The organism is Aequorivita sinensis (assembly GCF_006346335.1).
Lineage (GTDB): Bacteria > Bacteroidota > Bacteroidia > Flavobacteriales > Flavobacteriaceae > Aequorivita > Aequorivita sinensis.
This window is the reverse complement of the sequence record NZ_VDMC01000001.1, coordinates 44,334-69,920: the sequence shown is the minus strand read 5'-3', so window position 1 is coordinate 69,920 and position 25,587 is coordinate 44,334. Positions and strand designations below refer to the sequence as shown.

Annotated in this window: 19 protein-coding genes and 2 tRNA genes; 9 read left to right on the top strand and 12 right to left on the bottom strand. The window is 34.6% G+C overall.

The window, feature by feature from the left end; translation table 11 throughout:
- Positions 1–27: 27 nt before the first annotated feature.
- Positions 28–3,054, bottom strand: a complete 3,027-nt coding sequence (locus tag FHP04_RS00305; RefSeq protein WP_139853839.1) for an aminotransferase class III-fold pyridoxal phosphate-dependent enzyme — start codon at positions 3,052–3,054, stop codon at positions 28–30.
- 246 nt (positions 3,055–3,300) lie between these two features.
- Here FHP04_RS00305 and FHP04_RS00300 point away from each other — a divergent pair, with 246 nt between their 5' ends.
- Together FHP04_RS00300 and FHP04_RS00295 are read left to right on the top strand one after the other, a co-directional pair.
- Positions 3,301–4,974 carry a BCCT family transporter gene (locus FHP04_RS00300; RefSeq protein WP_139853838.1) on the top strand — a complete coding sequence of 558 codons (1,674 nt, stop codon included), beginning with the start codon at positions 3,301–3,303 and terminating at the stop codon, positions 4,972–4,974.
- A gap of 28 nt (positions 4,975–5,002) precedes the next feature.
- Entirely contained in the window at positions 5,003–5,881 is an 879-nt protein-coding gene (locus FHP04_RS00295) for a universal stress protein (RefSeq protein ID WP_139853837.1), read from the top strand.
- Between the two features lie 92 nt (positions 5,882–5,973).
- Here FHP04_RS00295 and FHP04_RS00290 read toward each other — a convergent pair whose 3' ends face one another.
- The 7 genes from FHP04_RS00290 to FHP04_RS00260 all read right to left on the bottom strand — a co-directional run bounded on the left by FHP04_RS00290 (position 5,974) and on the right by FHP04_RS00260 (position 15,147).
- On the bottom strand, positions 5,974–7,146 hold the full coding sequence (locus FHP04_RS00290; RefSeq protein ID WP_139853836.1) for an ABC transporter permease: 1,173 nt from the start codon (positions 7,144–7,146) through the stop codon (positions 5,974–5,976).
- Positions 7,147–7,268: 122 nt separating this feature from the next.
- Positions 7,269–8,225 carry an HlyD family secretion protein gene (locus FHP04_RS00285; RefSeq protein ID WP_139853835.1) on the bottom strand — a complete coding sequence of 319 codons (957 nt, stop codon included), beginning with the start codon at positions 8,223–8,225 and terminating at the stop codon, positions 7,269–7,271.
- Between the two features lie 94 nt (positions 8,226–8,319).
- A complete protein-coding gene (locus tag FHP04_RS00280; protein WP_139853834.1) occupies positions 8,320–9,693 on the bottom strand; it encodes a TolC family protein in 1,374 nt (457 codons plus the stop codon).
- Between the two features lie 205 nt (positions 9,694–9,898).
- A complete protein-coding gene (locus FHP04_RS00275; protein ID WP_139853833.1) occupies positions 9,899–10,459 on the bottom strand; it encodes a Crp/Fnr family transcriptional regulator in 561 nt (186 codons plus the stop codon).
- A gap of 99 nt (positions 10,460–10,558) precedes the next feature.
- A complete protein-coding gene (locus FHP04_RS00270) occupies positions 10,559–13,822 on the bottom strand; it encodes a CHAT domain-containing protein (protein WP_139853832.1) in 3,264 nt (1,087 codons plus the stop codon).
- On the bottom strand, positions 13,819–14,565 hold the full coding sequence (locus FHP04_RS00265) for a tetratricopeptide repeat protein (protein ID WP_139853831.1): 747 nt from the start codon (positions 14,563–14,565) through the stop codon (positions 13,819–13,821). The genes FHP04_RS00270 and FHP04_RS00265 overlap by 4 nt, the downstream gene beginning before the upstream one ends.
- A gap of 9 nt (positions 14,566–14,574) precedes the next feature.
- Positions 14,575–15,147, bottom strand: coding sequence for an RNA polymerase sigma factor (locus FHP04_RS00260; RefSeq protein WP_139853830.1), 573 nt, complete (start codon positions 15,145–15,147; stop codon positions 14,575–14,577).
- 289 nt (positions 15,148–15,436) lie between these two features.
- On the opposite strand from FHP04_RS00260, the gene FHP04_RS00255 reads away from it, so the two are divergent.
- The 3 genes from FHP04_RS00255 (at position 15,437) to FHP04_RS00245 (ending at position 18,687) form a co-directional block, all read left to right on the top strand.
- Positions 15,437–16,528: a diphosphomevalonate/mevalonate 3,5-bisphosphate decarboxylase family protein gene (locus tag FHP04_RS00255; protein WP_139853829.1), complete on the top strand. Its 1,092-nt coding sequence runs from the start codon at positions 15,437–15,439 to the stop codon at positions 16,526–16,528.
- A gap of 166 nt (positions 16,529–16,694) precedes the next feature.
- Positions 16,695–17,633 carry a mevalonate kinase family protein gene (locus FHP04_RS00250; protein ID WP_139853828.1) on the top strand — a complete coding sequence of 313 codons (939 nt, stop codon included), beginning with the start codon at positions 16,695–16,697 and terminating at the stop codon, positions 17,631–17,633.
- A 142-nt stretch (positions 17,634–17,775) separates the two neighbouring features.
- Positions 17,776–18,687, top strand: a complete 912-nt coding sequence (locus FHP04_RS00245; protein ID WP_139853827.1) for a geranylgeranylglycerol-phosphate geranylgeranyltransferase — start codon at positions 17,776–17,778, stop codon at positions 18,685–18,687.
- Between the two features lie 38 nt (positions 18,688–18,725).
- On the opposite strand, the gene FHP04_RS00240 is transcribed toward FHP04_RS00245, so the two are convergent.
- On the bottom strand, positions 18,726–19,259 hold the full coding sequence (locus FHP04_RS00240; protein ID WP_139853826.1) for an RNA methyltransferase: 534 nt from the start codon (positions 19,257–19,259) through the stop codon (positions 18,726–18,728).
- Between the two features lie 219 nt (positions 19,260–19,478).
- Between FHP04_RS00240 and mutS the strand changes: the two genes are divergently transcribed.
- The 4 genes from mutS to FHP04_RS00220 all read left to right on the top strand — a co-directional run bounded on the left by mutS (position 19,479) and on the right by FHP04_RS00220 (position 23,147).
- A complete protein-coding gene (mutS, locus tag FHP04_RS00235; protein WP_179951765.1) occupies positions 19,479–22,115 on the top strand; it encodes a DNA mismatch repair protein MutS in 2,637 nt (878 codons plus the stop codon).
- 183 nt (positions 22,116–22,298) lie between these two features.
- Positions 22,299–22,371, top strand: a tRNA-Gly gene (locus FHP04_RS00230).
- Positions 22,372–22,435: 64 nt separating this feature from the next.
- Positions 22,436–22,519 (top strand) — tRNA-Leu (locus FHP04_RS00225).
- A 121-nt stretch (positions 22,520–22,640) separates the two neighbouring features.
- On the top strand, positions 22,641–23,147 hold the full coding sequence (locus tag FHP04_RS00220; RefSeq protein ID WP_139853824.1) for a hypothetical protein: 507 nt from the start codon (positions 22,641–22,643) through the stop codon (positions 23,145–23,147).
- Between the two features lie 76 nt (positions 23,148–23,223).
- Here the strand turns inward: FHP04_RS00220 and FHP04_RS00215 are convergent, their stop codons facing one another.
- From FHP04_RS00215 to FHP04_RS00205, 3 genes are read right to left on the bottom strand one after another with little or no spacing between them, the layout of a single operon-like run.
- Positions 23,224–23,484 (bottom strand): hypothetical protein, encoded by a 261-nt coding sequence (locus FHP04_RS00215; protein WP_139853823.1) that lies wholly within the window; start codon positions 23,482–23,484, stop codon positions 23,224–23,226.
- A gap of 52 nt (positions 23,485–23,536) precedes the next feature.
- A complete protein-coding gene (locus tag FHP04_RS00210) occupies positions 23,537–24,304 on the bottom strand; it encodes a TIGR03915 family putative DNA repair protein (RefSeq protein WP_139853822.1) in 768 nt (255 codons plus the stop codon).
- Positions 24,301–25,584, bottom strand: a complete 1,284-nt coding sequence (locus FHP04_RS00205) for a putative DNA modification/repair radical SAM protein (protein ID WP_139853821.1) — start codon at positions 25,582–25,584, stop codon at positions 24,301–24,303. Before FHP04_RS00205 ends, FHP04_RS00210 begins: the two co-directional genes overlap by 4 nt.
- Between the last annotated feature and the right edge of the window lie 3 nt (positions 25,585–25,587).

Here is a 25,587-nt window from a genome sequence, read left to right as displayed (position 1 = left end):
CGAGGGTTTTGACAAAGAGTTCCTTTATTAAAATTTCAATGGTTTCTGAGCGTAGCCGAAGGACATATAATCTTCACCAAAAACAGTATTTAGTCTAAAAATAAGCTCTTCTGCATTCTTTTTACTAAAAACAATTGGCGGTTTTATTTTTAAAACATTGTGGTCTGGGCCATCAATACTCATCAAAATCCCAAATTGTTTCATTCTATTTGCCAAATAAGAAGCATGGTCAGGCAACGGGTTTTTATGTGAATCATTTAATTCGAAGCCTAAAAACAGTCCTTCTCCGCGCACATCGCCAATTATTGGAAATTGTTTCTGTAATCTTTTTAATTCAGCTTTTAAAAATCCACCAACTTCCAAAGCATTTTGTTGAAGGTTTTCGTCTTCGATAATTTCTAAAACAGTGCGACCAATGGCGCAAGAAACAGGATTACCACCAAAGGTGTTGAAGTATTCCATACCTGTATTAAATTTTTCTGCAACTTCTTTTGTACAAGCCACAACTGCTAATGGATGCCCATTTCCTGCAGGTTTTCCCATGGTAACGATATCTGGTTTAACATCGTAAAGCTCAAATGCCCAAAAGGTTTTTCCCATTCGTCCAAAACCTGTTTGTACTTCATCGGCTATGCAAATACCACCAGCTTCGTGAACGTGTTTGTAAACTTCTTTGAAATAATCTTTAGGAGGAACAACTTGTCCGCCACAACTTATAAGTGTTTCCCCAATAAACCCTGCAATTTCTTTCCCTTCTGCTTTTAAAGTTTCAATAATTTCCTTGGCGTGTTGGGCATAATCTACACCGCAGTTATCTCCAGAATATTTCCCGCGGTATGAATCAGGCAGTGGTAAAATATGCGTCGTCTCAGGTTTTGGGAAACCACCTTTACCTTCAAACTTATAAGAACTCACATCCATCACGGCATTAGTATTTCCGTGGTATCCAACTTCAATAGCTAAAATATCTTTATTGCCAGTTACCGTTTTCGCCATTCGCAGAGCAAGTTCATTAGCTTCGCTACCAGAATTTACAATGTGAATCACCGATAGATGTTCTGGAAGCTTTTTCAGCAGTGCTTCAGCATAAGCTATAATTTCTCTGTGTAGATAGCGGGTGTTTGTGTTTAAAACGGCCATTTGTCTTTGCCCCGCCGAAACTACTTTTGGATGCTGATGTCCAACGTGGTTTACATTGTTTACGGTGTCTAGATATTTTCTTCCTTCAATATCTATCAAATAAACGCCTTCACCGCGTACAATATGCAAAGGTTTTTCATACGAAAGACTCAAACTTTTCCCAAGGTGATCTTTTCTGAATTCAATCATACTTTCTTCTGAAAGCTCTTGCTCTAAATTCTCAAGTTCTTCTTTAAATATCAGATTCGGATTAGGGCAAATGCTTTTCCAAACATCAACTTTTGCTGGTAACGCAACGCCGTTGAAGTTTTCATTATTCCCTAAAAGATCCAAAATAATTTGAAAATGTAAGTGTGGCGCCCAGTTTCCATTTTCACTTGGAGATCCGATATAGGCTATAAGATCACCTTGTTTTACAGCTTGTCCAGGTTTTAAAATATCAAGAGAACTCAGCGTTAAATGTCCATAAAGTGTGTAAAATGAATCCCCTTCAAAACTGTGTTCTAAGATTATCATAGGGCCATAATCCTTATCGTAATTATTGTGGTGGATTACTTTTACAATAGCGTCAAAAGGTGCGTGAACTGGTGTTTCTGCCGGCACCCAGAAATCAGTTCCCAAATGTACGGTGCGATACTCAGGGCCGTTATTACCTTCACTTTTAAAAGCGTCGGTTGTGTAGAAAGGTCGAGTTTCTAAATAGCCATTTAAGAGTATGGTTTTTGGGTAGTGTTTCTGAAATTGTTTTAGTTTAAATTCTGAAACTTCAGGATCGTTGTATTCTGAAATATTTCCTAATAAAGTGCTGCCAACACTCATATCTAAGTTCACGATTTTTTCTGAAGTGACAGTGGGAAATATAGTTTTCAAGGAAATTTGATTGCTTTTCGCCCAAATTTCAAACTTTTCTTCTAATGGATGTGCTGAGTATCCACAAGCATTTCGGAAAGAATGATATGCAAAACTCTCATTTATTTTAAACCATTTTAGCAGTAAATTCTGAGCAGGTTTTTCGCTTATAACATAGTATTCATCGTCTGGAAATTCTTCTTTTTTAATGGAGGCATTGGTAAGTGTTGTAGCCAAACGCATTCCAACCAAAGTATGAAGACATTTTAATTCGTCTTCAGAAAAGCTATAGTTTTTGTTATAAGCTTTCACTATGTCTAAAGCTGCAGAAAGCGGGTCGGGAATTTCTGTAATCGCATAGGCTAAAGTTATGGCGAGATCATTTACGGTTTGAGTAAAAACTGAATCTCCAAAATCTATTAACCCTGAAATTTTTGGTTCTACTAAATCAGAAGTTACCAAGATGTTGTAATCGTTTATATCATTGTGTATAATGCTCTTCGGGAGATTTTTATAAATAGGCTGAATCTCTAAAAACCTAGTTTGAAAGTGTTGAATCGCATCTTTTTCTTCTCCATTGAAACGATTAATATGGTTGTTTGTCCAATCTGAATTCGCTAAATCCCATTCTAATCTTCTATTAGCTGAAGTGTTTTTGAAGTCCTGTAAAGCGTTGGTTAAACTTCCTGCTGCTTCACCTAAATTAGTTCTTAAGCGTTCAGTTTTAGGATTTACATCCGCCCAAATACGGCCAGGAACCCAAGAGAGTAATCGTGCGGTTTTGCCATTGGAAAGTGTTACAAGGGAATTGCCATCTTCAGAATTAAGAACTTTTGAAGTTTTAAAAGTTAGGTTTTTGGTTGAAAGGTGGCTTAATATTTCATTCTGAAAATTTAGTAACGCATTGTTTTCTTCAGAAGAAATTTTTAAAAGATACTTCTCTTCTGTATTTGTCTCTAACAGAAAATTTTCATCCTCATAACCATCTAGCTTAATAGCTTCAGCAGTTATTTTAAAATGTTTTTGAGCGATTTGGGAAGCTTCTTGAGCAGTGATTTTAGACATAGCTTTATTGGAGTGTTACAGTAACAAATTTACTTAAAAATGAAGTCTCTTAAAGCTCAACGGCTAGGTATAATTTTAGAATTATTTGTAAATCGAATTAATTTATGTTATAATGTCAGCTTTAAATTTTATAAAAGCAGTCTAAGGAAATCGTTTTTAGACAGCTTTTCAGAAGTACTTAAAAGATTTAAGTGAAACGAATCTTCATAAATTTAAATCTCTAATTATTTAATAAACCATTTATATATGTCGATTAAAGTTACTCGTAAGGACAGCACTTCAACATTTCTTGGTCTAGTAGTTAATAAAACAGTATTTTTTTCTGCCATTGCGGTTGTGATTTTTAGTGTTGGGTTTACTCTTATTTTTGAAGATGAAGCCGAACACTATTTTGGAATTGCCCAAACTGCAGTATCTGCACATGGTGGGTGGATTTACACTTTAGCGGTAAACTTATTTATAGTTTTTTGCTTGTACATGGCTTTTAGTAAATTCGGGAAAATCCGAATTGGAGGTAAGAAGGCGAAGCCAGAATTTAGTTTATGGGCTTGGTTCGCGATGTTGTTTAGTGCAGGAATAGGAAATGGATTAGTGCTTTTTAGTATTGCCGACCCCGTTCGAGATTATCTTTCTCCGCCGCGTTTAGCGGGAGAAGAGCCATCTCTTATTGCACAAGAGGCGATCAACTTTTCATTTTTACATCACGGAATTCACGGGTGGGCAATTTATTCGGTTGTAGGACTTTCCTTAGCGTATTTCACTTTTAACAGAAAGATGCCGCTAACATTGCGCTCGGCATTCTACCCACTATTAGGGAATAGAATTCACGGATGGATGGGAGATGTAATTGATATAATGGCGGTGATAACTACGCTTTTTGGTCTAGCAACAACCATCGGGTTTGGTGTAGGGCAAATTAACTCGGGGTTAACTCACGTATTTGGGGTTCCGAGTTCGTTGTTCTATCAAATAATTATAATTGTAGGAGTGACATTAGCCGCTACAATCTCTGCTTTTAGTGGTGTAAACAAAGGGGTGCAAATACTTAGTAAGCTTAACGTAAGAGTAGCATCGGCTATATTTTTATTGGTATTAATTTTAGGGCCAACTACGTTTATCTTTAAATCATATATTCAAAACCTTGGGAGTTACTTAGTTCACTTTATCGATATGTCCACTTGGACGGAAGCACTTCGCGGAACCGATTGGCAAAAAATGCGAACTATAATGTATTGGGGTTGGTGGATATCTTGGTCGCCATTCGTAGGAACTTTTATCGCTCGTATTTCTAAAGGAAGAACCATTAAAGAATTTATTCTATGTGTTTTAATACTACCAGCACTGGTTACATTCTTGTGGTTTAGTGCATTTGGAGGAATTACAATGCGTGATATCTTGCTAGGAGACACAGCTATGATTGCCGCTGTAAACGATAATATATCGACTGCACTTTATGTGTTTTTCGATAAGTTTCCAATTGCAATTGTATTGAAGTCGCTTGGTGTAGTTCTAATTTGTAGCTTTATTATTACTTCAGCCGATTCAGGAGCAATTGTGGTAAATAGTATTACTTCAGGAGGTAAATTAAATACGCCATCTTTTCAAAGAGTAATTTGGGCGGTAGCTACTGGAGTAATTGCTGGTGTATTGATGTATGGAGGAGGTTTGGATGCGCTGCAAACGGTGGTTACAATTTCAGGATTACCCTTTGCAATTCTTCTTGTTATGATGTGTTTTTCATTATATAGAGGAGTAAATGAAGATTATGATAAAGCCGAGCGAAAAGAAAAACTTTTAGAAAGAGAAAGTTATCGCAAAAACATACTCAACTTGGTAAATGAGGAGCGAGAAGAGAAAAATTTGGATAAGATTGACCCGGATACTCCACCTAAGAAAAAACCAACAACAACTGATTTATAAAATAAATTTCACATAATAGTTATTTAATATGACACAGAAAATAAATTTAGAGAACAACTTGAGGTTGATGGTTGCTTTGGATCTTACTGAAATGGATCCTATTTTGTTGCAATACGTGAATTTCCTTTGTGAAGTGTGGAATATTGAACATTTGTATTTTACACATAATATAAAGCAGTATAAATTATACGATTTATATGACGAATTTCTTGAAGAAGGAATAACCTTAGAAGATATTGTAGATCGAGGTTTACAAAAAACTATCGATAAGTATTATACGGCATCTGTACCCAATACCGTTTTAATAACTACTGATGATTATACTGAAAGTATCTTAAGTCACCTGGCTAAAGAATACAGAATCGATATAATGGTACTAGGTAATAAGGATGAACTTCAAGGTACTGGAGCTTTAAATCAGAAGCTAGTAAGAATGCTTGATGCCAATGTATTACTAGTTCCCGAAGAAGCTAAACACGAAATGAATAATGTGTTGGTGCCTACCGACTTTAGTTCGGCATCTGCCCGATGTTTTGCTGTTGCAGGTAGTTTGGTAGAGCGCTCAGAGGGAAAAATTGAAGGACTACACGTTTATAATATTCCTTCATTTTTCTTTCCTTACATCAATTCGGAAAAGGCTATTGATAAAACTAAGAATCACCTAAAGGATAAAGTGAAGCAATTCAGAAAAAAATATAAACTCTCAGAAAATATTCCTTTTAAATATATTGATAGAGAAGGGTATTCGGTTGTTGAAGCTATTGAACTTCACGCAGAAAAAACGGATGCAGATATCGTTGTGGTTTCTGCAAGAGGTGGAAGTAATATCACGTCATTATTTGTTGGAAGTGTCACAAATGACCTGTTAATTAGAAATAGGAAAATGCCTTTATTGGTTATAAGATAATAGTGTTAACTTCAGCAGAAGTTGTTAAAGAAAAGCCTCTCTAAGGAATTCCTTGAGAGGCTTTTTTGTTTGTGATATTTTATGTTTCCTGTCTATTCAGTTATTTGTTTTCCTTTCTTTCTATGAAGACGAATCTTCAGTTGAAGTAGAATAACCATGGCTATAAAGGAAACGGCCATAATGATAAACAACATACCTAATTCTGGTTTTATTGAAGCCAAATCTCCGTCATAAAATGCAATTTTTCTAAAGCCGCTTAAAAACTGTGTCAGCGGAATGAATTGGGCAATATTGGTAATTGCGTCTGGAATAGCCATAGTTGGCCAAGTAAAACCACTTAAAATAAATGCAGGTGTAGAAATTACCATTAAAAGTTCGGTGGCTTTTAACTGACTAGGTATTGCAATTGAAAATAACATTCCAATAAAGATGGATGCAAATGTTAATAGTACAACTAATACAAACATCGGAAAGTTAAATATGTTGATGTCCACATTAAAATATGGGAAAAACAAAGCAACAACCAACCAGATTAAAGGAAGCATTATTAAAAATGGAGTGGTTTTTAGGGCTATAAGGTATAGAGAAGATTTACTTTCTTTTACCAAAGTTCTAAAGTAACCATCTTCAAAATCTCTTGAGAAAACCAAAGCCATTGCTAAGAAAATAATCTGCTGCATAATACCACCCAATAAACCAGGTAGCATAAAAGTTACATAGTTACCAGTGGAGTTATACAGTTTATTGATGTTAATCTTGAAGCTTTCATAAGAGGCTTTAGCTTGCGCTGGGTGCATCCCTTGTTTTTTCAAACCTTCTATTTCCATTCCGGCATTTAGTGTCAGTAAAACTGCTTGAATGTGATTACTAGCGGTGTTGGCGTTTAAGATGTTCGCCATATTCAAATCTACGCGTATTTCTGGATGTTTTTTCTGGAATACATCTGCTTCAAAATTACTTGGTAGCGTAATGACAGCTGCATATTGCTGCGTCGGCATTTCATCGATTAGATTTCCTGCGGTATAACGTACATCGCTCACCAATAAACCTTCGTTATCTCCAAATGCATCTATAATCTTGTCTGAAGTAGGGCTGCGATCTTGATCTATAATCACTATTGGTAAATCTACAACTTTGGCTTGTTGATATACATAGCCAAATAAAATACCGTATAGAACAGGGGCTCCAAAAAAGATAGCAAGCAAGACATCGTTTGCGAAAATACGCTTGAATTCAATTCGAAGAAGTCTTATAAATTTATTCATAATTTAGTTTTTCATTAGACAAAGACGATAGGACTTAAAACTTTCGATTAGTTCGTGTTTATCAATCTTGTATTTGATTTATGACCTACCCTTTGGCTCTAAGTCACTCCTTAAAAGGCTTGTTATTTAATAAGCATTGTTGCATTTAAATAAAACGTCTTGTCTTCAATATTTCCAGTTGGAACTACTTTCAATTCATAAATAGACTCGTCCAATCCATATAAAGGTGCTGTACTAGTAATGTTTGCATATTGAGCAAGTTGATTAATAGCAGTAATTTCAGCTTGAATAACTTCTTCAGTGTAAGGGTTTTCAATAGTTAGTTTTTGGCCTAGTCTATAATCGTATATTTTAGATTCTGGAATAGTAAATCTGAAATAAACACTATTCTTTTTATAGCCATTAAACAAAGAATATCCTGGCGTTAACAATTCACCTTCTTCTAGGCTAATGGTTTCAACAGACATATCTACAGGAGCGATTAAATATTTTTCGTTAACTGCGGAAGCTACTTCTTCTTTAGCACCTAAAGCTCTATCTAATTGTCCTTGGGCTTGTTCTATTTGTTCGGCGCGAGCTCCTTTTCGCACCTCAGTACGTTTAGCTTCTAATGCTTCTACTTGTGCCTGTGCCATTGAAAGTTTCATTTTTACTTCATCAAACTGCTGTTGACTCACTAGTGAATCTTTGTACATGTTTTCTAATCGGTTGTACGATTCTTGAGCAAATTTTAATTGTGCTTTCCCAGAGTTTAATTGTTGCTCTATCTGACTTAATTGTTCTGTAGTAGCTCCATTATAGGCCATGTTTAATTGTCCTTGAGCTGCTGTAATTGCACCTTCAGCTTGCATCATTTTAGCACCCACTTCTGGGATATCAATAAATGCTAGGGTGTCACCCTTTTTTACTTCTTGGCCTTCGCTAACATATATTTTTGAAATTCTTCCACCTAGTTTACTGCTTAGGGATATAGTTTCAAATTTTACTTTTCCTCTTTCTGTGGTTATTTTATCATCACCACAAGAGCTTAAAGCTAATAAGGAAACAAGTGCGACTAATATGGTTTTAGTTGATTTCATCTTTATAATTTCTTTTAATCTATAATTTTAATGTAGGTTAGTTTTGTCTTAAATCCATCGATTTAATTCTATAGAAATCCATTTCTCGACAACTTTAATATTTTAAAACTCCCTTGGCGTGAAGCAATTCTGTTACGGCTCTTCGCTGATCAAAAAGTGATTCTTGTAGTTTAAAGTTTGCCTTTTCTAAATCGGTTAAAGCATCCAAAACATCATTTATAGAAGCTAAGTCGTTTTTGTATTGTTTATTTACCATTTCATAAGTATCGGTAGCTAATTCAATTTCCTTTTCTACAATTTTTGAATTCTGTAACGTTGATTGATAAGCTTGTTCAGCTTTTACAATACTCAAGTCGATTAACTCTTCGGCTTCTTCAATTCGTTCTCTATAAATTTCACTCTCTATTTTTGATTTCTTAGCTTTTATACTTGATTGAGTTCCGTCAAAAACATTCCATTGTATTCCAACACCTACATACCATTTAGGGTCTAAAAGCGATAGGTATTCTTCAATAAATTCGTAATGACCTTTTAAAGCAACTTTCGGAATAAAATGGCTTTTTTCCATTTTGGATTTATAAAGTGTTGCCTGCTCAGCTTCCTCTAATGCTTTAACTTCATTTCGCTTTTCAGTATTAGAAGTTACACTCAAGCTAAAAGACTCCAGCTTTGGTCTTAATAATTTTAAATTATCTCTGCTTTCGCCTGTAAGTTGGTGTAGGGCTTCAATTAAAAGCGTTTTGTTGTGTTTGAATTCTAATTTTTTACCTTCTAACTGCTGTTGTGCTAATTCAATTTTTTTTCTGCCGATAGGGGTGGCAAGGCCATTTTCAATTGCTTTTCGCACATAATGCTCTTGTTCGTTTAGGTAGTTTTCGGAAGTGTTTAAAACTTTCTCCGAAGCATAAACCAAAGCAAGCTTATCATAGGTTTCAATAATTTTAAGTGTCAGCTTGTCTTTTTCTGCCATTCCCAAATAGTTTAGCGAAGACTCTTTGTGTTTACTCGCTTTAATTGCGTTGCTAGCTTCAAAGCCGCTAAATAGAACCCAATCAACGTCAACAGAAGTCTTTAAAATATTTTTATCCTGAAGATTTGGGGTTTCTTTTAAAGGAATTCCATCAGGAAATGGCGCGTTAAAAGGCACTCCCGCTCCTTCTTTAATAAGAAGTTTTTGCGTTGCAATTAAGAGGTTTTGAGTGTCCTCGTCAAAAGTGATATCGTCATTCAAGCGAGTGTAGCTACCATTCAATGTAACTTTTGGAATGAATACCGATTTCGCTAGTTGCTGATCTAATTTTGCTTGCTGTGCCTCAAGGGATTTTATATTCACCGTCTGGCTTTTATCTAAACCTTTTTTAATGAGGTCTTGCAAAACTGGATCAAATTCCTGTGAAAAACTTAAATTAGAAAACAATCCAATAATACTGATACATAAGAAATTGAATATGCCTTTTTTGATTCGCATTTATTACAGTTTTATAATTTTATTGCAAATTTACAGTAACTAAAGGAGGTTTCCTTTGACCTAAATCAAAAAAGTATATTTAAAATATTTTAATAATCAGACAATTAGAGCAAAATGTTATTCTGAATTCAACGAATTATAAGCTAGAATAAAATATTTAGATTGTAATGATGTGTTGTCTAGTATTTAAAAAAAGTAAGATTTTTTATCCTCTACGAATGCGGCTTAGTGTTTCTGAAGTCATTCCAAGATAAGAGGCTATATACCCTAAAGGTACGCGGTGGGAAATATCTGGAAATTCTGCCAACATATATTCATAGCGTTCACGAGCGGACTGAAACTGAATAGCGTTAAGCTTGTTGACTACTTTTGTAAGCATTTCAATTGAAGCTAATCTTCCCAGCTGTTCCATTTTATGGTATTTTGAAAACAACAGATCCATTTTTTCTTTGGAAATTGAATAAACAACAGAATCTTCTAGAGTTTCTAAATAATACAAACTTGGGCGTTGTTGGAAAAAACTATCTACACTACTCATAAACTTACCTACACTAAAAAACCATTGCGTTATTTCCTTGCCATCTTCTTTTAGATAGTAACTTCTTACCATCCCTTTTTTTATGTAATAAAGTTTTTTACAAACCTGGCCTTGCTCAATCAAAAGTGTGTTTTTAGGAATGAATTCTTGTTCAAAATGTGATGTAATATCTTTGAGCTCGTGTGAATCGAAAGGAGTAAGTGAAAGTAGAAAGTCTGATAATTCCATTTAGGGAGATAAAAGTTATTCCCAAATATATCGAAAATTGATGGAGAAATGGAGGATAAATTATGTAGTTAATAGGGTGTATACGGGTACCTCAATTTTTTATAAAAACCATGTGTTGTGATTTCTGTCTTTACGATGTTTATAGAATAAAATGAGGAGTGCAAATATTAATAAAATGCCAGCTACCCACCACCAAATATGATTTGTATTTCCTTGTAATTCAATTGGTGTTGTATCCCCAATTAACACTAATCCAGCCCAATATTGCGGTGCGGCACCTCGGCCTTCCACGCTAGAGAGGTATTGTATTTTTGCCTTTTTTAGTGCTTCATCCTTTGGAAGTCCTTGGGCGAGATATTCATAAAAATATTCTACAATTTGGGTGCTAGATACCTCATCGATATTCCATAAACTTGTTAGGATACTTTCACTGCCTGCATAATTAAATGCGTGCGCAAGCGAAATTGCACCTTCACCAGATTGATAGATAGATTTTCCTGTTTCACACGCTGTTAATATGGCAAGGTTCGATGAAAGATTAGTGTTGTAAATTTCATAAGCATAAAGTGAATTCTCATCTAAGGCTAGATTTTCTCCTTTTCGCTTGGCAAACACTAATCTACTGAGTTCAGGGGTGATATTGTCGGATTCAGCATGAGTTCCAATGTGTATTATTTTATGTTCTTTAGCATTATTGATAAATAAGGTTTTGCTAGCGTTCTCATTCATGAAATAATTTCCTTTGAAAACTTTGGCGTATTGCTTTACTAAATTTTCACTAAAAGGTTGAGGTAGAAGTGTTAAGTATGATTTATCTAGTTTCATCGAATCTTGTAAACCAAGTACATATTCTTGTTTCATATTCTTATTGAATCCTGGCGCAAAACCGACATAATTCTCGTTATAATCCATAACTTTTCTGTTGTCCTTATAGAGCAAAAGACTGAAGTTGTATGAAATATCATACTTTGCTAAAAGACTATTTGTGGTGAATTCTTTAAAGCTTTTTATAGGTTCGGGCGTCAACATTTCGAAGCTAATATTAAACAGCTCCCTATCTGGAATTACAACCACTTTTTTAGTTTTAATGCTTTCTTCCAAAGGCTGCCAAAGCATTTTGTATAGGTCGTGAAGCAACGCACTTTTTTTCTCCACTGAAAAATCTTCAACTGTCAATTCTTTTATTTTCTTCTCAAGAGTTGAATTGTTTAAAAGGAAAATATTTTTTTTAGATCGTGAAACCACAAATGCATTTAGTTTGTCTTCAATGAAAAGGTAGCGAATTACGGTAGTATTTTCAGGTATCTTTTCTTGTAAATCTTTTATTGGTTCTTCCAGTGTTTCATATCTCATTTTATAATATGCAGGATAGTCCTTTTGTAGTTTTTTCATAAAAAGCTCCCATTTTTCAGACGCTGAAATATAAGCGTTTACCTCTCCATTATTTTTCTCTAATGTCTTTGAAATATTACTTTTAAGAAGCTTTTCCTTTTCAATAATTTCATTCGGAACATTTTGAAAAGCAATGTTATCGCGTATGTTTAATCGTGAACGTATGCGATTGTAAATTCCAGATTCATGAAGTGAAATAGCTTGATCTAGATAAGAATCATCCTTAGTGTCTTGGTAAAGCTCTAGTAGAATCTTCTTTGCGAAATTGAAGAGTTCGTTGTTTTCTTTATTCAGAATAGTTAAATCGTCATAATTATTAACTACTTTTTTACGTTGGTCTAAAATTGAAATTGCTTTGTTGAGTTCAGTTGCATACTGTTTTAGGTCTGCCGTTGTTCTATTTTCTGATAGATGGTATTTAGAGGCTACGTTGGTAAGAATTGCAGTAGGTTTTCGATACTGTATAACAATAGAGTCGGCCGTGCTCATTTCTTCTGCCTTATTGAGAAGGTTAAACGCTATGGCTTTGTCGCTATACTCTAAGGATTTTTTATAATTTTTTAATTTGAAATGTACTATAGCCAAGTTTTGAATCTGGAAAAACTCTTGCAATGTGTTTTTCAAACTATTATTTTGGGAATACTCATAAGCTTCTTCTGCTGCCGAAATAGCCTTGTCCTTTTCTCCTGTTTTCACATAAAACTTAGACAAGTGAATAAACCGATCCAAATTATCCACAGAGTAGCGTCCTTCTGATATTTTCTTGTAAATTCTATCCCCTTCTTCGTAGTAAAACTTAGCTTTTTCTAAATCTCCCATTTCTTCATATAGAGTGCCGCCAACAGAATAAGCTGAAGCTTTCCAATAAGAATCAGCAACCTCGTTGTTTTTGTAATAATCAATTACTTTTTTTAAGTGTAGTTCAGCGTCTTTAAAATTTTGATTCGTTGTTTTAGCTTGAGTTAAAATGATATGTGATATAATCAAATTCATATCGTTTTCTTCATATTCTTTTTGCTTAAGAGCATAGGAATACTCTAAGATTTCTTCGGTTCGTTTAAATTCACCTAAGGTGTTGTGATAAGAACCTAGATTGTCTAATGTGCTAAAAACAAAACCCTTTGCTTGTTTTACGGCATGTTCGTCATTAGAGGTTTTAATGAACTTTTGAAAGTCTTCAATTGCCTCATAGGAAATAGAAATAGCCTCTCGGTTTTTTCCCATTGCATTGAATAAAACAGACATATTCATTTTAAGTAAGCTCGGTCTAAACAGTTCGTTTTTTAAATCGGTGGAGTCGGTTTTATTTAAAGCATTTAAAGCTTTCTCGAAGTAATATTTCGAACTGTCTAATTTAGATTCTTGCCATAATATTCCACCAAGAGCTGTATAAACCTGATTGAAAGATGTGTAGTTTTTTGTTGTGCTTTTATTGTAAAGGGCCAATGACTTTAAATAATGGTTTTTAGCTAATACATAATCTCCAGTTCTCATTTTGTAGTACCCCAACATATATTGAACTGAAGCTGCATCGGTATTTTCAGGATCAGTAATACGTGAAGTTGGTGCTACGGCTTGTTTGAGAATGTTGTATGCTTTTTCTGTTTGCCCTGAATTGTGGTGAACAGATGAAAGTTCGTGCAGCGCTATTTTAATATAATGTGGGTTATTTGATGAGATTATATAATCTGAAAGTTGTTTCGCTTTATCTAATGCTTGTTGTGTTTCTCCATTGTTGAGTTTTAAACTACCTTCAAGCTTTATGTATTCGGAAAGACTGTCGTATTTCTTTATATTTTTATATAATTGAATGTTATTTTTTACAATGGTTTTAGCTTTTTCTAATGAATCTTGACTAATGAGATTTTGAATTTCACTAACCGTCAGAATTTTTTTTTGGGAATAAGATGAAACAGTGCCGAGAAAGCAAAGTAGGGCAAATACACCTATTATTTTGACAATTTGTTTCATTCTTTCTCAAGTTGTCTGAGGAGTTTAGTGTTTTGAATTGATGGGGTGTTTTTAAGTAAGTTTTTGGCTTCTTCAATTTTACCTTCCTTTATCTTAGCTAAAGCCGCATAATACGCAGCTTCTTCTTTAAACATACCTTCTTGAAAACGCTCTTGATTTGTCAAGTACTTTAATGATTCGCTAGCATCTCCTAAAGCTAAATTTGCTACTCCTAAGAAGTAGTTTAATGTGTCGTTTTCTGGGTTGTCTATTAGTAAAACCTCCCATTTCGAAATTGCTTTTTTATAATTTTCTTGCTTGTAGTCTAACATCCCTTCATAAAATTCATAACTATCTGCACTTCCCATTTTTAAAGGTAATCCGATATCGGGTTTAAAGTTTTCTGCAAAAATCTTTTCAGCAGTGTTGTTGCTATCTAACATCCAAAATATACCAAACAACAATATCAATATTGCAGCAGCTGAATACCACATTGTATAGGATTTTGTTTTGGGAGATGACAGGCTTTTTACTTTCGAATTTTCAGTTTCGTCTACGTGTTTGTGAAAATCATTCATTTTGGAACGTCTAATGCTGTCTTCTATCTCTTCACGTATTTTTTTTATGTGTTCTATTTTTTGTTCAAAATCAGGTATTTGTTTTATTTCTTTAGAAATAGAATATTTGTTTAAATCGTTTTCTCGATCTAAATAGGTTTCAATCATATCCCACTCTACTTGGGTGATTTCTATTTGGGTTTTCATTGTGGGGGATTATTTATAATTTAATGCTATTTCTTTTAACTTTTGAATGCATCTGTATTTCTTATTCTTGGCAGAAGCTTCTTCTATACCAAGGTTTTCTGCTATTGTTCTTAAGGGGGCTTTATAAAAATAAAACTGAGTTAAAATGTCTTTACAGGATTGCCCTAAGTTGTTGAATGCATTTAGTGTAATAGACATTTGTAATTCGGCTTTTTCTATTTCATTAGTTTGTACATTGTCTTCAATTGAAAATTGATACAACTTGTCGTTTATAGATGTTGTTTTCTTTTTTGTTGCACTTCTTGTGTAATCTATCCACTTGTTCTTCGCTATGGTAAACAAGTAGGCTTCTATTTGTTGTTCGTTAATAGGTTTAAAATCTCCAGAACATATTTTTTTCCAACAGATTAAAAAAGCCTCTTGGAATATATCTTTTGCATTATCTACGGCACCTCCATTTTTTAATATATAATACTTAGTTTTAGGGTATTCGGCCAGGTAAAATTTTTGCATAGGCATTTCTTTATTGGTCAAAAAAGCATCCAATAGCACGAATTTTTCCTTATTTAGTGTATTATTCATAGAAATTACTATGAAATATACAACATTTTTAAATTAGATTGTTAAAACACCTTATATTCTATATTGTGCTTTTGTGTTTTTTATATGTTACCAATGAATTGTTTATTGTTATAATGGGAAAATCTAAAAAGGTCATCACTAAAAAGCATTTATTTTGAAAAAAGTTTATTTCTGCTGGAAAGGGTGTGATTTTCAGATGAAGAGATAATCACCTCAAGAAGCAAAGGATTTTAAATTGTTATCGCATTCATCAAAAAGTATTTTACTTTTGTTTTCTTAATTTTTAATTATGGCAATAGATCGTTTTGTTGGTTCAAGTTATTCTCAAAAACTTTCCTCAGGGAGTGTTTCGTGGCAATCGCCTAGTAATATCGCATTGGTGAAATATTGGGGAAAGTACGGAGAGCAATTACCAATGAATTCTTCTATTAGCTTTACGCTTAAAAATAGTCATACAAACACCACAATATTCTTCGAGCCAAAGAGTTCTGGCGAATTCGAATTTGAAGTGTTTCTTGACGGAAAGAGGGAATCTTCTTTTGAACCGAAGATTTTAAAATTTTTTGAAAGAATAGAAAAGTACATCTCTTTCTTAAGAGATTATAAATTTAGAATTGAAACCTCAAATAGCTTTCCGCACAGTAGTGGCATTGCTTCTTCCGCTAGTGGAATGAGCGCTTTGGCACTTTGTTTAGTGGATATGGAGCATCAACTGCGCTCAGCTCCCGATGGCTCACCTTCATTGAGCGAAGCAGATATACAAAAAGCTTCATTTCTTGCTCGTTTAGGGTCGGGTAGTGCTTGCCGTAGTTTGCAAGGACCAATTATTGTTTGGGGAGAACATCCCGAAATAGAAGGAAGTAGTAATCTTTATGGAACGCAATACAAGTTCGAGGTACACGAGAATTTCCACAATTATCAGGATACCATTTTACTAGTAGATAAAGGTGAAAAACAAGTTAGCAGTACTGTAGGTCACGAGCTTATGCACGACCATCCTTTTGCGAAACAACGTTTTGAACAAGCTAATTCCAATCTTTCTAAACTCATTCCCGTTCTAAAAAATGGCGATGTTTCTGAATTTATAAAAATCGTAGAGAGTGAGGCGCTCTCATTACACGCGATGATGATGACTTCTATGCCTTATTTTATTTTGATGAAACCAAACACGCTCGAAATTTTAAATCGTATTTGGGCATTTAGAGAGGAGACAGGTAGTAAGGTTTGTTTTACCCTCGATGCTGGTGCAAACGTACACGTTCTTTATCCCGAAGCTGAAAAGGAAAGTGTGCTAAACTTAATAAACACCGAGCTTTCGCAATTCTGCAAAAACAATGAGTTTATTGTGGATGAGGTCGGTTTTGGAGCAGTAAAAAAATGATAAATAAATCATACTTTGTTTTAAGACAGATAATTGTATAAAATAGAATTTAGTTTTAGGACAAAATAATTTACGCTTGTAATTCTTAAAAACTGTATCTTTGCAGCTCATATAGGTTAATTATTACTAAAAATAGTATTTTTAGACCTCACTAAGAATTTATCATATGCACGGCCCCTTATTTTACTCTAAGATTTTACTTTTCGGAGAATACGGAATTATAAAAGATTCTAAAGGACTTTCTATACCGTATAATTTTTATAACGGGGCGTTAAAGATTGATAAGCATCATACAGTTTCCACACACAAGTCGAACGCTAGTTTAAAGCGATTTGCAGATTATTTGGAAAATCTTCAAAGTGAAAATCCTGAATTGGTTTCTTTCGATATGCAGGCGTTAAAAAATGATATTGAAGCCGGATTGTATTTTGACAGTAGTATTCCACAGGGATATGGAGTAGGGAGTAGTGGTGCATTGGTAGCTGCCATATATGATAAATATGCTACCAATAAAATTACTGTTCTTGAAAACCTTACACGTGAAAAACTATTAACCCTTAAGAATGTTTTTGCCGAAATGGAATCTTTTTTCCACGGAAAATCATCGGGTCTTGATCCTTTAAACAGTTATTTAAGCCTGCCTATCTTAATCAATTCTAACGATAATATTGAACCTGCAGGTATTCCATCTCAAACCGAAAATGGCAAGGGTGCAGTTTTCTTATTAGACAGTGGAAGCACAGGTGAAACAGCGCCAATGGTTCAGATTTTCATGGAAAATATGAAGCAGGAAGGTTTTAGAAATATGTTGAAAGACCAATTTGTGAAACATACAGATGCTTGCGTTGAAGACTTTCTTCAAGGCGATGTAAAATCACTTTTTGGAAATATTAAACAACTTTCTAAAGTTGTTTTGGAAAATTTTAAACCTATGATTCCTGCACAGTTCCACAAACTTTGGAAAAAAGGAATAGACAGTAACGCCTACTACTTAAAACTATGTGGCTCTGGCGGAGGTGGATATATGTTAGGTTTTACCGAAGATATCGATAAAGCTAAAGAAGCGCTAAAAGATTACAAGCTAGAAGTTGTTTATAATTTCTAATCTAAGGATTACAAGTTATTTACAATCGTGAATCTGTCTGGTCGAGCACATTCGGATCCTCACCATAAGTATATGTTATTATCGACTTCGTTCAAGTAGTATTGATAATTATTTAAGCATCCTATTTTCAACCTTATAGTTTATGCTCAACCGAAAACAAAAGCTCCTTTTTCTTAAGTTTTTTAGCCTGTTTTCAGTGGTTCGTGGATACAATATTTTAATAATTGTAATTGCCCAATACCTTACTAGTATTTACATTTTAGCACCCGAACTCCCCGTTCGAGAAGTTTTATTCGACGTTAATTTATTAATGCTAGTGCTAGCTTCATCTACTGCGATAGCAGGGGGTTACATCATCAATAGTTTTTACGATAGCGAGAAAGACCTTATCAACAGACCTAGAAAAACAATGTTGGACAGACTGGTAAGTCAGCGTACAAAACTTTCTACTTATTTTGTTTTAAACTTTCTTTCGGTAGTATTTGCTAGCTACGTTTCATTTAAATCGGTTGTCTTTTTCTCGATTTATATCTTTATGTTGTGGTTCTATTCGCACAAACTCAAGAAATATCCTTTTATAGGAAATATGGTGGCAGCCGTACTTGCAGTAGTGCCCTTCTTTGCAATTTTTGTACACTATGCCAATTTCGATATAGTGATTTTTGTTCACGCAACTTTTCTGTTTCTACTTATTTCTATGCGTGAGTTGGTTAAAGATTTAGAAAACCTAAAAGGAGATATCACGCACGGATATAATACAATTCCTGTGGTTTATGGTGAAAAGACTTCTAAACTTATGCTTACGGCTTTAAGCCTGTTAACGCTAGTGCCAATAGTATTACTAATTACAAAGTTTAAAGGTGAAATAGGGTATATGGATTTCTATTTTTACGCAAGTATTGTCGGCTTAGTATTGTTTTTAACAGTTCTGTGGAAATCGAAAAATAAGATTCATTATCTTATTTTACACAATATACTAAAGCTTGCCATTGTAATTGGGGTGTTTAGTATTGTATTGATTAACCCAGGCTTCTTAGCAAATAAATTGTTTTAAAAGAAAAAAACTAACCACTCACCACTCATCACTAACTTCTACTTCATTTTAACAAATAAATCCCAAACCACTACGCCAACGCTTACTGAAATATTAAGTGAATGTTTTGTGCCAAACTGTGGGATTTCAATAACTGCATCGCTTGCAGAAACAACTTTTTGCTGCACGCCTTTAACTTCATTTCCAAAGATTATAGCGTAAGTTTTGTCTTTTGCTACAGTAAATTCGTTGAGGTTTATTGAGTCCTCAGCTTGTTCGATAGACGCTATATAAATGCCTTCTTCCTTCAATTTAGAAATAACATCAAGTGTGTTTTCGGCGTATTCCCAATCTACACTTTCTGTTGCACCAAGTGCGGTTTTATGGATGTCTTTGTGCGGAGGTTGTGCGGTGATACCACAGAGATAAATCTTCTTAACTAAAAAAGCATCGGAAGTGCGAAATACAGAGCCGATATTATTCAAGCTTCTAATATTGTCGAGAATAATAATTAACGGAGTTTTTTCTGAAGCTTTGTATTCTTCAGGATTAATACGGTCTAATTCGCTATTTTTTAGTTTGCGGTTTTTCATAGGCCGGCAAAGTTAATTCTAATAAATTAAAAGTGGAAGGCTAGTTTGTGCTACTTCATAAAAAGATAGGGTTAAGAAAAAGGTGAATTAAAAAATCATTCAACGCGAGTTTTACAAAATCTCGGTTTATTGTTGATAAAACAAGATAATTCATATACACTTCATTTTAAAGGAAACTGCAATTTCGTTACTTTTATCGGTTAAAGAATAATTAGAGTTATGGCGAAGAAGGTTACCCCATTAATGAAGCAATACAACAATATTAAAGCTAAGTATCCAGATGCTTTGCTGTTGTTTCGTGTAGGGGATTTTTATGAAACCTTTGGTGAAGATGCTATTCGTGCTGCCAAAATATTAAACATCACTCTTACGGCACGAAATAATGGGGGCGATAAGATGGAGCTTGCAGGATTTCCTCATCATTCACTAAATACGTATTTGCCAAAGTTGGTTATGGCCGGTTGTCGTGTGGCAATTTGTGATCAGTTGGAAGATCCAAAAATGACCAAAACCATTGTAAAACGCGGAGTGACCGAATTGGTTACTCCAGGTGTTGCCTTTAACGATGATATTCTTCAATCAAAATCAAATAACTTTTTAGCTGCGGTGCATTTCGGTGCTTCAAAGGGATCGGCCAAATCACAAAATATTGGTGTTTCATTTTTAGATGTGTCTACAGGTGAGTTTTTAGTTTCTGAAGGCCCGGCAGAATATGTAGATAAATTACTTCAGAATTTTAGCCCATCTGAAGTGCTCTTTTCAAAACAGAAACGCAAGCTTTTTGCTGAAACTTTTGGAAATGAATATCACGTGTTTCACCTTGAAGACTGGATTTTTCAAGGAGATTATTCTTTTGAAACCCTTACGAAGCATTTCAACACCAAAAACTTAAAAGGCTTTGGAGTTGATCATTTAGAAGAAGGGATTGTTGCTGCAGGGGCTGCGCTTCATTATTTAAGTGAAACTAGACACACCAAGCTTCAGCATATTTCAAGGTTGTCTAGAATAGCCGAAGACGAATATGTTTGGATGGATCGATTTACAATTCGCAATTTAGAGTTGTATCACTCCACACAACAGAATGCTGTTACGCTTTTAGATGTTATAGACAAAACTATTTCACCAATGGGTGGAAGGCTTTTAAAACGCTGGATGGCGCTGCCACTGAAAAACGTTGAAAAAATAAATAGACGACACGAAGTTGTTAGCTTTCTACTTGAGAATCCTGCAGTTTTAGAGAAAATTCAACAATACACAAAGCGGATTAACGATTTGGAGCGACTGATATCTAAAGTTGCCACTGCTAAAGTAAATCCGCGAGAGGTTATTCAGTTAAAAAACTCTTTGGAAGCCATTGTGCCTATTAAAGCACTATCGTTAAACTCAAAGAACGAATCGCTAAAAATTATAGGCGAACAATTACACGATTGTGAACTGCTACGAAATAAAATTAAAGAAACACTTTTTGAAGAAGCACCTGTAAATGTTGCTAAAGGAAATGTAATTGCAGAAGGTTTTTCAGAAACACTTGATGACCTTCGTAATATATCAGTAAATAGTAGAGGATATTTAGATGAAATGCTAGAGCGTGAAACCAATCGCACAGGTATTTCTTCTCTTAAAATAGGTTCAAATAATGTTTTCGGATATTATATTGAAGTTAGAAACACTCATAAAGACAAAGTACCAGCAGAGTGGATACGCAAGCAAACCCTTGTAAATGCCGAGCGTTATATAACCGAAGAACTTAAAGAATACGAGGCTAAAATTCTTGGTGCTGAAGAAAAAATCTTAGCCTTAGAACAAGAGTTTTTTGCTAAGTTAGTAGAGTGGATGCTAGAATATATAGCTTCAGTACAGCAAAACGCTGCCTTGATAGCGCAATTAGACTGTTTGTGCTCTTTCGCAACTCAGGCTAAAGAAGCGAACTATAGTCGTCCGCTACTTGATAATTCCTTCGATTTAGAAATAAAAGACGGACGTCACCCCGTTATTGAAAGGCAATTACCACCCGATTCCCCTTATATTGCAAATGATGTTTTCTTAGATAGGGAATCTCAACAAATTATTATGATTACCGGTCCTAATATGAGTGGTAAGTCGGCAATACTTAGGCAAACAGCTTTAATAGTATTGTTGGCACAGATGGGGAGTTTTGTTCCTGCATCGGCTGTTAGGATGGGTTGTGTAGATAAAATTTTTACCAGAGTAGGGGCTAGCGATAATATTTCGATGGGCGAATCTACTTTTATGGTTGAAATGAATGAAACAGCAAGTATTCTAAATAACCTATCGGAGCGCAGTTTAATTCTATTAGATGAAATTGGACGTGGTACTAGTACTTATGATGGGATATCGATTGCTTGGGCGATTAGTGAATACTTACACGAGCATCCTTCTCGCGGGAAAACACTTTTTGCTACGCATTACCACGAGTTGAATGAAATGACTGAAACTTTTGAGCGAATCAAAAATTTCAATGTCTCGGTAAAGGAATTAAAAGACAATGTGCTTTTTCTGCGAAAATTGATTCCTGGTGGTAGTCATCACAGTTTTGGGATACACGTTGCAAAAATGGCTGGAATGCCACAAACGGTCCTTCAGCGCGCAAATAAAATCTTAAAAAGGCTAGAAAAAAATCACGGATCGGAAGAATTGACTGAAGAAATGAAGTCTATTTCACAAGATGAAATGCAATTGAGCTTTTTTAAATTAGACGATCCTCTGCTTGAAGAATTGCGTGAAGAAATATTAGATATTGATATTGATACACTTACGCCTGTGGAAGCTTTAATGAAGCTAAATGAAATTAAGCGAATGTTAGAGCGGAATGCAACGTTAAAAATAAAAAAGTAAATTTTGAAAATAATTTCTCAAAAAACACTTTGTGATTGAAGTAAAATTTATAAATTTGCCTCCGCTTTGAATAAGAAGCGACGTTCATTAAAAATCTTGCGAAAATAACCTTCTCAGGTAAAATTGAGAAAATAGAGTATCTTCAAATTTATTGGAGGTGCTTGTTTCGGTTTTTAAGAATACGCGAAAATAGCTCAGTTGGTAGAGCGCCACCTTGCCAAGGTGGAGGTCGCGGGTTCGAATCCCGTTTTTCGCTCAACTGAAATCCCGTTTTTCGGTGTTTTTGTTAAGTCCAGGTTGTATTAGACAACCTCTTTTAAGCTCGAGTGGTGGAATTGGTAGACACGCCGGACTTAAAATCCTGTGACCATTTGGTCGTGCGGGTTCAAGTCCCGCCTCGAGTACGAAATCCCCTTTGTTGTAAAACATTGGGGATTTTTTTTATCTGTTATTTATTAACCTTTTATTTCTCCCTAATTCTCTTCTATTCCGTAAATTTGCCATTCATCAAAATGCTAAAAGCTAATGGCTAATTTGATATTGAATATTCTTTCTCTTGGCACAAAACCACTCATCGAAAAACAGCGAAAGTTCCACAACTTAATCGTTGAATTTAGACATAGGTTTTCAAATCCACAGCGAGCTTCCAGGGCTTTAGATGATATTAAGGAGTTCTATGAAAAATTAGACAACCTCGATTTCAACTATGTTTTCTTTAAAGATTACTATCGTGAATATATAGAAAACCTAAACAGGTTTAGACCACAGGACAACAATCCCGATCTAACTTTTATCCGAATAGCGCTTACAGAGAATAAGTGGAAGCCAACCGAACCATTGCCAATATTTGTTCACCATTTAAAATATAAGAATAGACTAACTTCTGGATTGTTTATTTCTCGAGAGAAAAAACTAAATCTCAAAAAAATAAAAGATACCAAGGTAATTACTGAAGCGAGCAGTAAGTCTGAATCGGATAAAAAATGGACTAGGATTCCAATTAGAGAAGAAAGAGAGAAGATGTTAAGATAATCTTCGATTAAACTATAATGCAAAAAAAAGCCTTTTCAATTAAGAAAAGGCTTAAATTTTATAGCAAATTTATTGCTTACTGACCGTCAGTTGCGTCTTCTACAGCATCTTTAGTGTCTTCAGCAGCATCTTCGATAGCATCTCCTGCATCTTCCATTGCATCTCCTGTTGCATCAACAGCATCATCAATAGCGTCACCAGCGTTATCTAGTGCGTTTTCAGTTTCAGTTTCAATAGACTCAGCAGTTTCGTCAACTTTTACTTCAGTAGTTTCTCTACAAGAGTAAACAGAAGCAACTAAAGCAAGAGCTGCAAGTGATAAAAATATTTTTTTCATTTTGGTAATATATTAGTGATTAATAATGAGCAAAAGTAAGTAAAAAAATGATTCAAAATTTTTTTTCTGTTAAAAATTTCCAATACCGCTTAGGAATATGCTTAATATGTAGCTTAATATTCTTTCTTGAGCCTATATTACTGCTATTAAAGTAATTGAACCATAGCTTTTGAAACTCTATTTCTTCATACGTAAAATATAAAGAAGCTTTATCTCCTCTGTGGATATCTTTTGATAGCTCTAAGGTAATGGTTTGAACGTTTAATAAGTCGTAAAATATTCCATAATTTCTTTTTATATCGTAAATCAACCACCTTTGATCTGCATATCTACTTTTGAAGTGGGATGTGTTTAAAGGTAAAACATCAAAATCTGGTTCTATTGTAGCGAAGTATATTCCGTCCTTAGTAAGTTGAAATCGTACAAATGCATCCATTCTGTGTTTTTCTCTATCTACCTTTTTTACGGTTTTTTCTAAATGTAAAATTTCCGAATCGGTAAAATCATTTTCTATACTTACACTCGCGGATAACGCTTTTCTTATATAATAGAGAATAGTATTTTCAATATTTAAGGTTTCACTTAAAAATGCTTTATAAAGCTTAGTCTTCGCCTTAGGTGATATTTTCTTAGACAAGCCCTGCCAGACTCGCTTGGCTTTTTTTGGTTCAGAAAGTATTGTTATGCTATGGTCGAAAAAGTTAGGTTCGTAGTGCTCTTCTTTTATAATTGAAACTTCTTTTAACTTGTGTTCATAAACATAGAACACACTCGACAAAAGACCTTCAAAAGAACCATCGTATTTTAAAATGGTTTTCACGCAGATAGTGTATTCGGATTGTCGAAAAGGCTTAATTGATTGCTTAAAGTTGCCGAAAACTTGGAACTCGAGTTTGATAGAATTATGCTTTTGAGTTGTGCGGAGGTTCTATCCTTTGTTTCAAAAGTAGTAGAATCGCAAACAATAAAATATTTAGCTCGGTTTAAGGAAGCTCCAATAGATTTTAAGTTTTCCCAATTTAACTTTCGATATCTGCGTGCCTTGATAATTTTATTTACAGATTTTAGTCCTAAGCCTGGCACGCGTAATAACATTCTCATATCAGCTTTATTGACATCTATAGGAAACTGATCTAGATTTCTCAACGCCCAACTTAATTTTGGATCTATATCCGACTCTAGATTTGGGTGTTCTTTGTTTAACAGTTCACGAACGTCAAATCCATAAAAGCGAAGAAGCCAATCGGTTTGGTAGAGTCTGTTTTCGCGCAAGATTGGAACGGCCGATCCGATTGTGGGTAAGCGACTATCGTTGCTGATTGGGACGTAGCCCGAATAATAAACCCTTTTTAGATTAAACGATTTGTAAAAATATGCTGAAGTGTACATTATTTCAGCATCGGTTTCGCCACTAGCCCCAACTATCATTTGAGTACTTTGCCCAGCGGGAGCGTAAATGGGAACTTTTTTCAGAAGTTTCTTTTCATTTTTATATTGAATGATTTCATTTTTCACTTTTTCCATAGGTTTTATAAAATCCTTTCTATCCTTTTCAGGTGCAAGGAGTTTTAAACCTTTTTCAGTTGGAATTTCAATATTCACCGACAGTCTATCTGCATAAAGTCCGGCTTCTCGCATCAATTCATCACTCGCACCGGGAATAGATTTTAAATGAATATAACCGTTGAAATTTTCTTCTTGCCTGAGCTTTTTTGCCACTGCAATTAGACGCTCCATGGTGTAATCGGCATTCTTGAAAATTCCACTGCTAAGAAACAGGCCTTCTATATAATTTCTTCTGTAAAAATTAATAGTTAGATCTACCACTTCTTGAACTTTAAAAGCAGCTCGTTTTATGTCGTTACTTTTTCGAGTTACACAGTAAGCGCAATCAAAAATGCAGTGATTGGTTAAGAGTATTTTTAATAGCGAAACACATCTGCCGTCTTCGGTATAGCTATGACATATTCCCATGCCATTGCTATTGCCTAAACCTTTATATGTGTTCTTTCTATTACTACCGCTAGACGAGCAGGAAACATCATATTTTGCTGCGTCTGCCAGTATTTCTAACTTTTCATTTATTCTTTTAAAATCCATACA

What these genes read in the sequence shown, in the direction of transcription:
- FHP04_RS00300 (WP_139853838.1), top strand. Translation starts at nt 3,301, where the DNA reads ATGTCGATTAAAGTTACTCGTAAGGACAGCACTTCAACATTTCTTGGT.
- FHP04_RS00275 (WP_139853833.1), bottom strand. Translation starts at nt 10,459, where the DNA reads ATGGAATTATCAGACTTTCTACTTTCACTTACTCCTTTCGATTCACAC.
- FHP04_RS00250 (WP_139853828.1), top strand. Translation starts at nt 16,695, where the DNA reads ATGCACGGCCCCTTATTTTACTCTAAGATTTTACTTTTCGGAGAATAC.
- mutS (WP_179951765.1), top strand. Translation starts at nt 19,479, where the DNA reads ATGGCGAAGAAGGTTACCCCATTAATGAAGCAATACAACAATATTAAA.
- FHP04_RS00265 (WP_139853831.1), bottom strand. Translation starts at nt 14,565, where the DNA reads ATGAAAACCCAAATAGAAATCACCCAAGTAGAGTGGGATATGATTGAA.
- FHP04_RS00255 (WP_139853829.1), top strand. Translation starts at nt 15,437, where the DNA reads ATGGCAATAGATCGTTTTGTTGGTTCAAGTTATTCTCAAAAACTTTCC.
- FHP04_RS00270 (WP_139853832.1), bottom strand. Translation starts at nt 13,822, where the DNA reads ATGAAACAAATTGTCAAAATAATAGGTGTATTTGCCCTACTTTGCTTT.
- FHP04_RS00260 (WP_139853830.1), bottom strand. Translation starts at nt 15,147, where the DNA reads ATGAATAATACACTAAATAAGGAAAAATTCGTGCTATTGGATGCTTTT.
- FHP04_RS00280 (WP_139853834.1), bottom strand. Translation starts at nt 9,693, where the DNA reads ATGCGAATCAAAAAAGGCATATTCAATTTCTTATGTATCAGTATTATT.
- FHP04_RS00305 (WP_139853839.1), bottom strand. Translation starts at nt 3,054, where the DNA reads ATGTCTAAAATCACTGCTCAAGAAGCTTCCCAAATCGCTCAAAAACAT.
- FHP04_RS00205 (WP_139853821.1), bottom strand. Translation starts at nt 25,584, where the DNA reads ATGGATTTTAAAAGAATAAATGAAAAGTTAGAAATACTGGCAGACGCA.
- FHP04_RS00285 (WP_139853835.1), bottom strand. Translation starts at nt 8,225, where the DNA reads ATGAAATCAACTAAAACCATATTAGTCGCACTTGTTTCCTTATTAGCT.
- FHP04_RS00245 (WP_139853827.1), top strand. Translation starts at nt 17,776, where the DNA reads ATGCTCAACCGAAAACAAAAGCTCCTTTTTCTTAAGTTTTTTAGCCTG.
- FHP04_RS00215 (WP_139853823.1), bottom strand. Translation starts at nt 23,484, where the DNA reads ATGAAAAAAATATTTTTATCACTTGCAGCTCTTGCTTTAGTTGCTTCT.
- FHP04_RS00240 (WP_139853826.1), bottom strand. Translation starts at nt 19,259, where the DNA reads ATGAAAAACCGCAAACTAAAAAATAGCGAATTAGACCGTATTAATCCT.
- FHP04_RS00290 (WP_139853836.1), bottom strand. Translation starts at nt 7,146, where the DNA reads ATGAATAAATTTATAAGACTTCTTCGAATTGAATTCAAGCGTATTTTC.
- FHP04_RS00220 (WP_139853824.1), top strand. Translation starts at nt 22,641, where the DNA reads ATGGCTAATTTGATATTGAATATTCTTTCTCTTGGCACAAAACCACTC.
- FHP04_RS00295 (WP_139853837.1), top strand. Translation starts at nt 5,003, where the DNA reads ATGACACAGAAAATAAATTTAGAGAACAACTTGAGGTTGATGGTTGCT.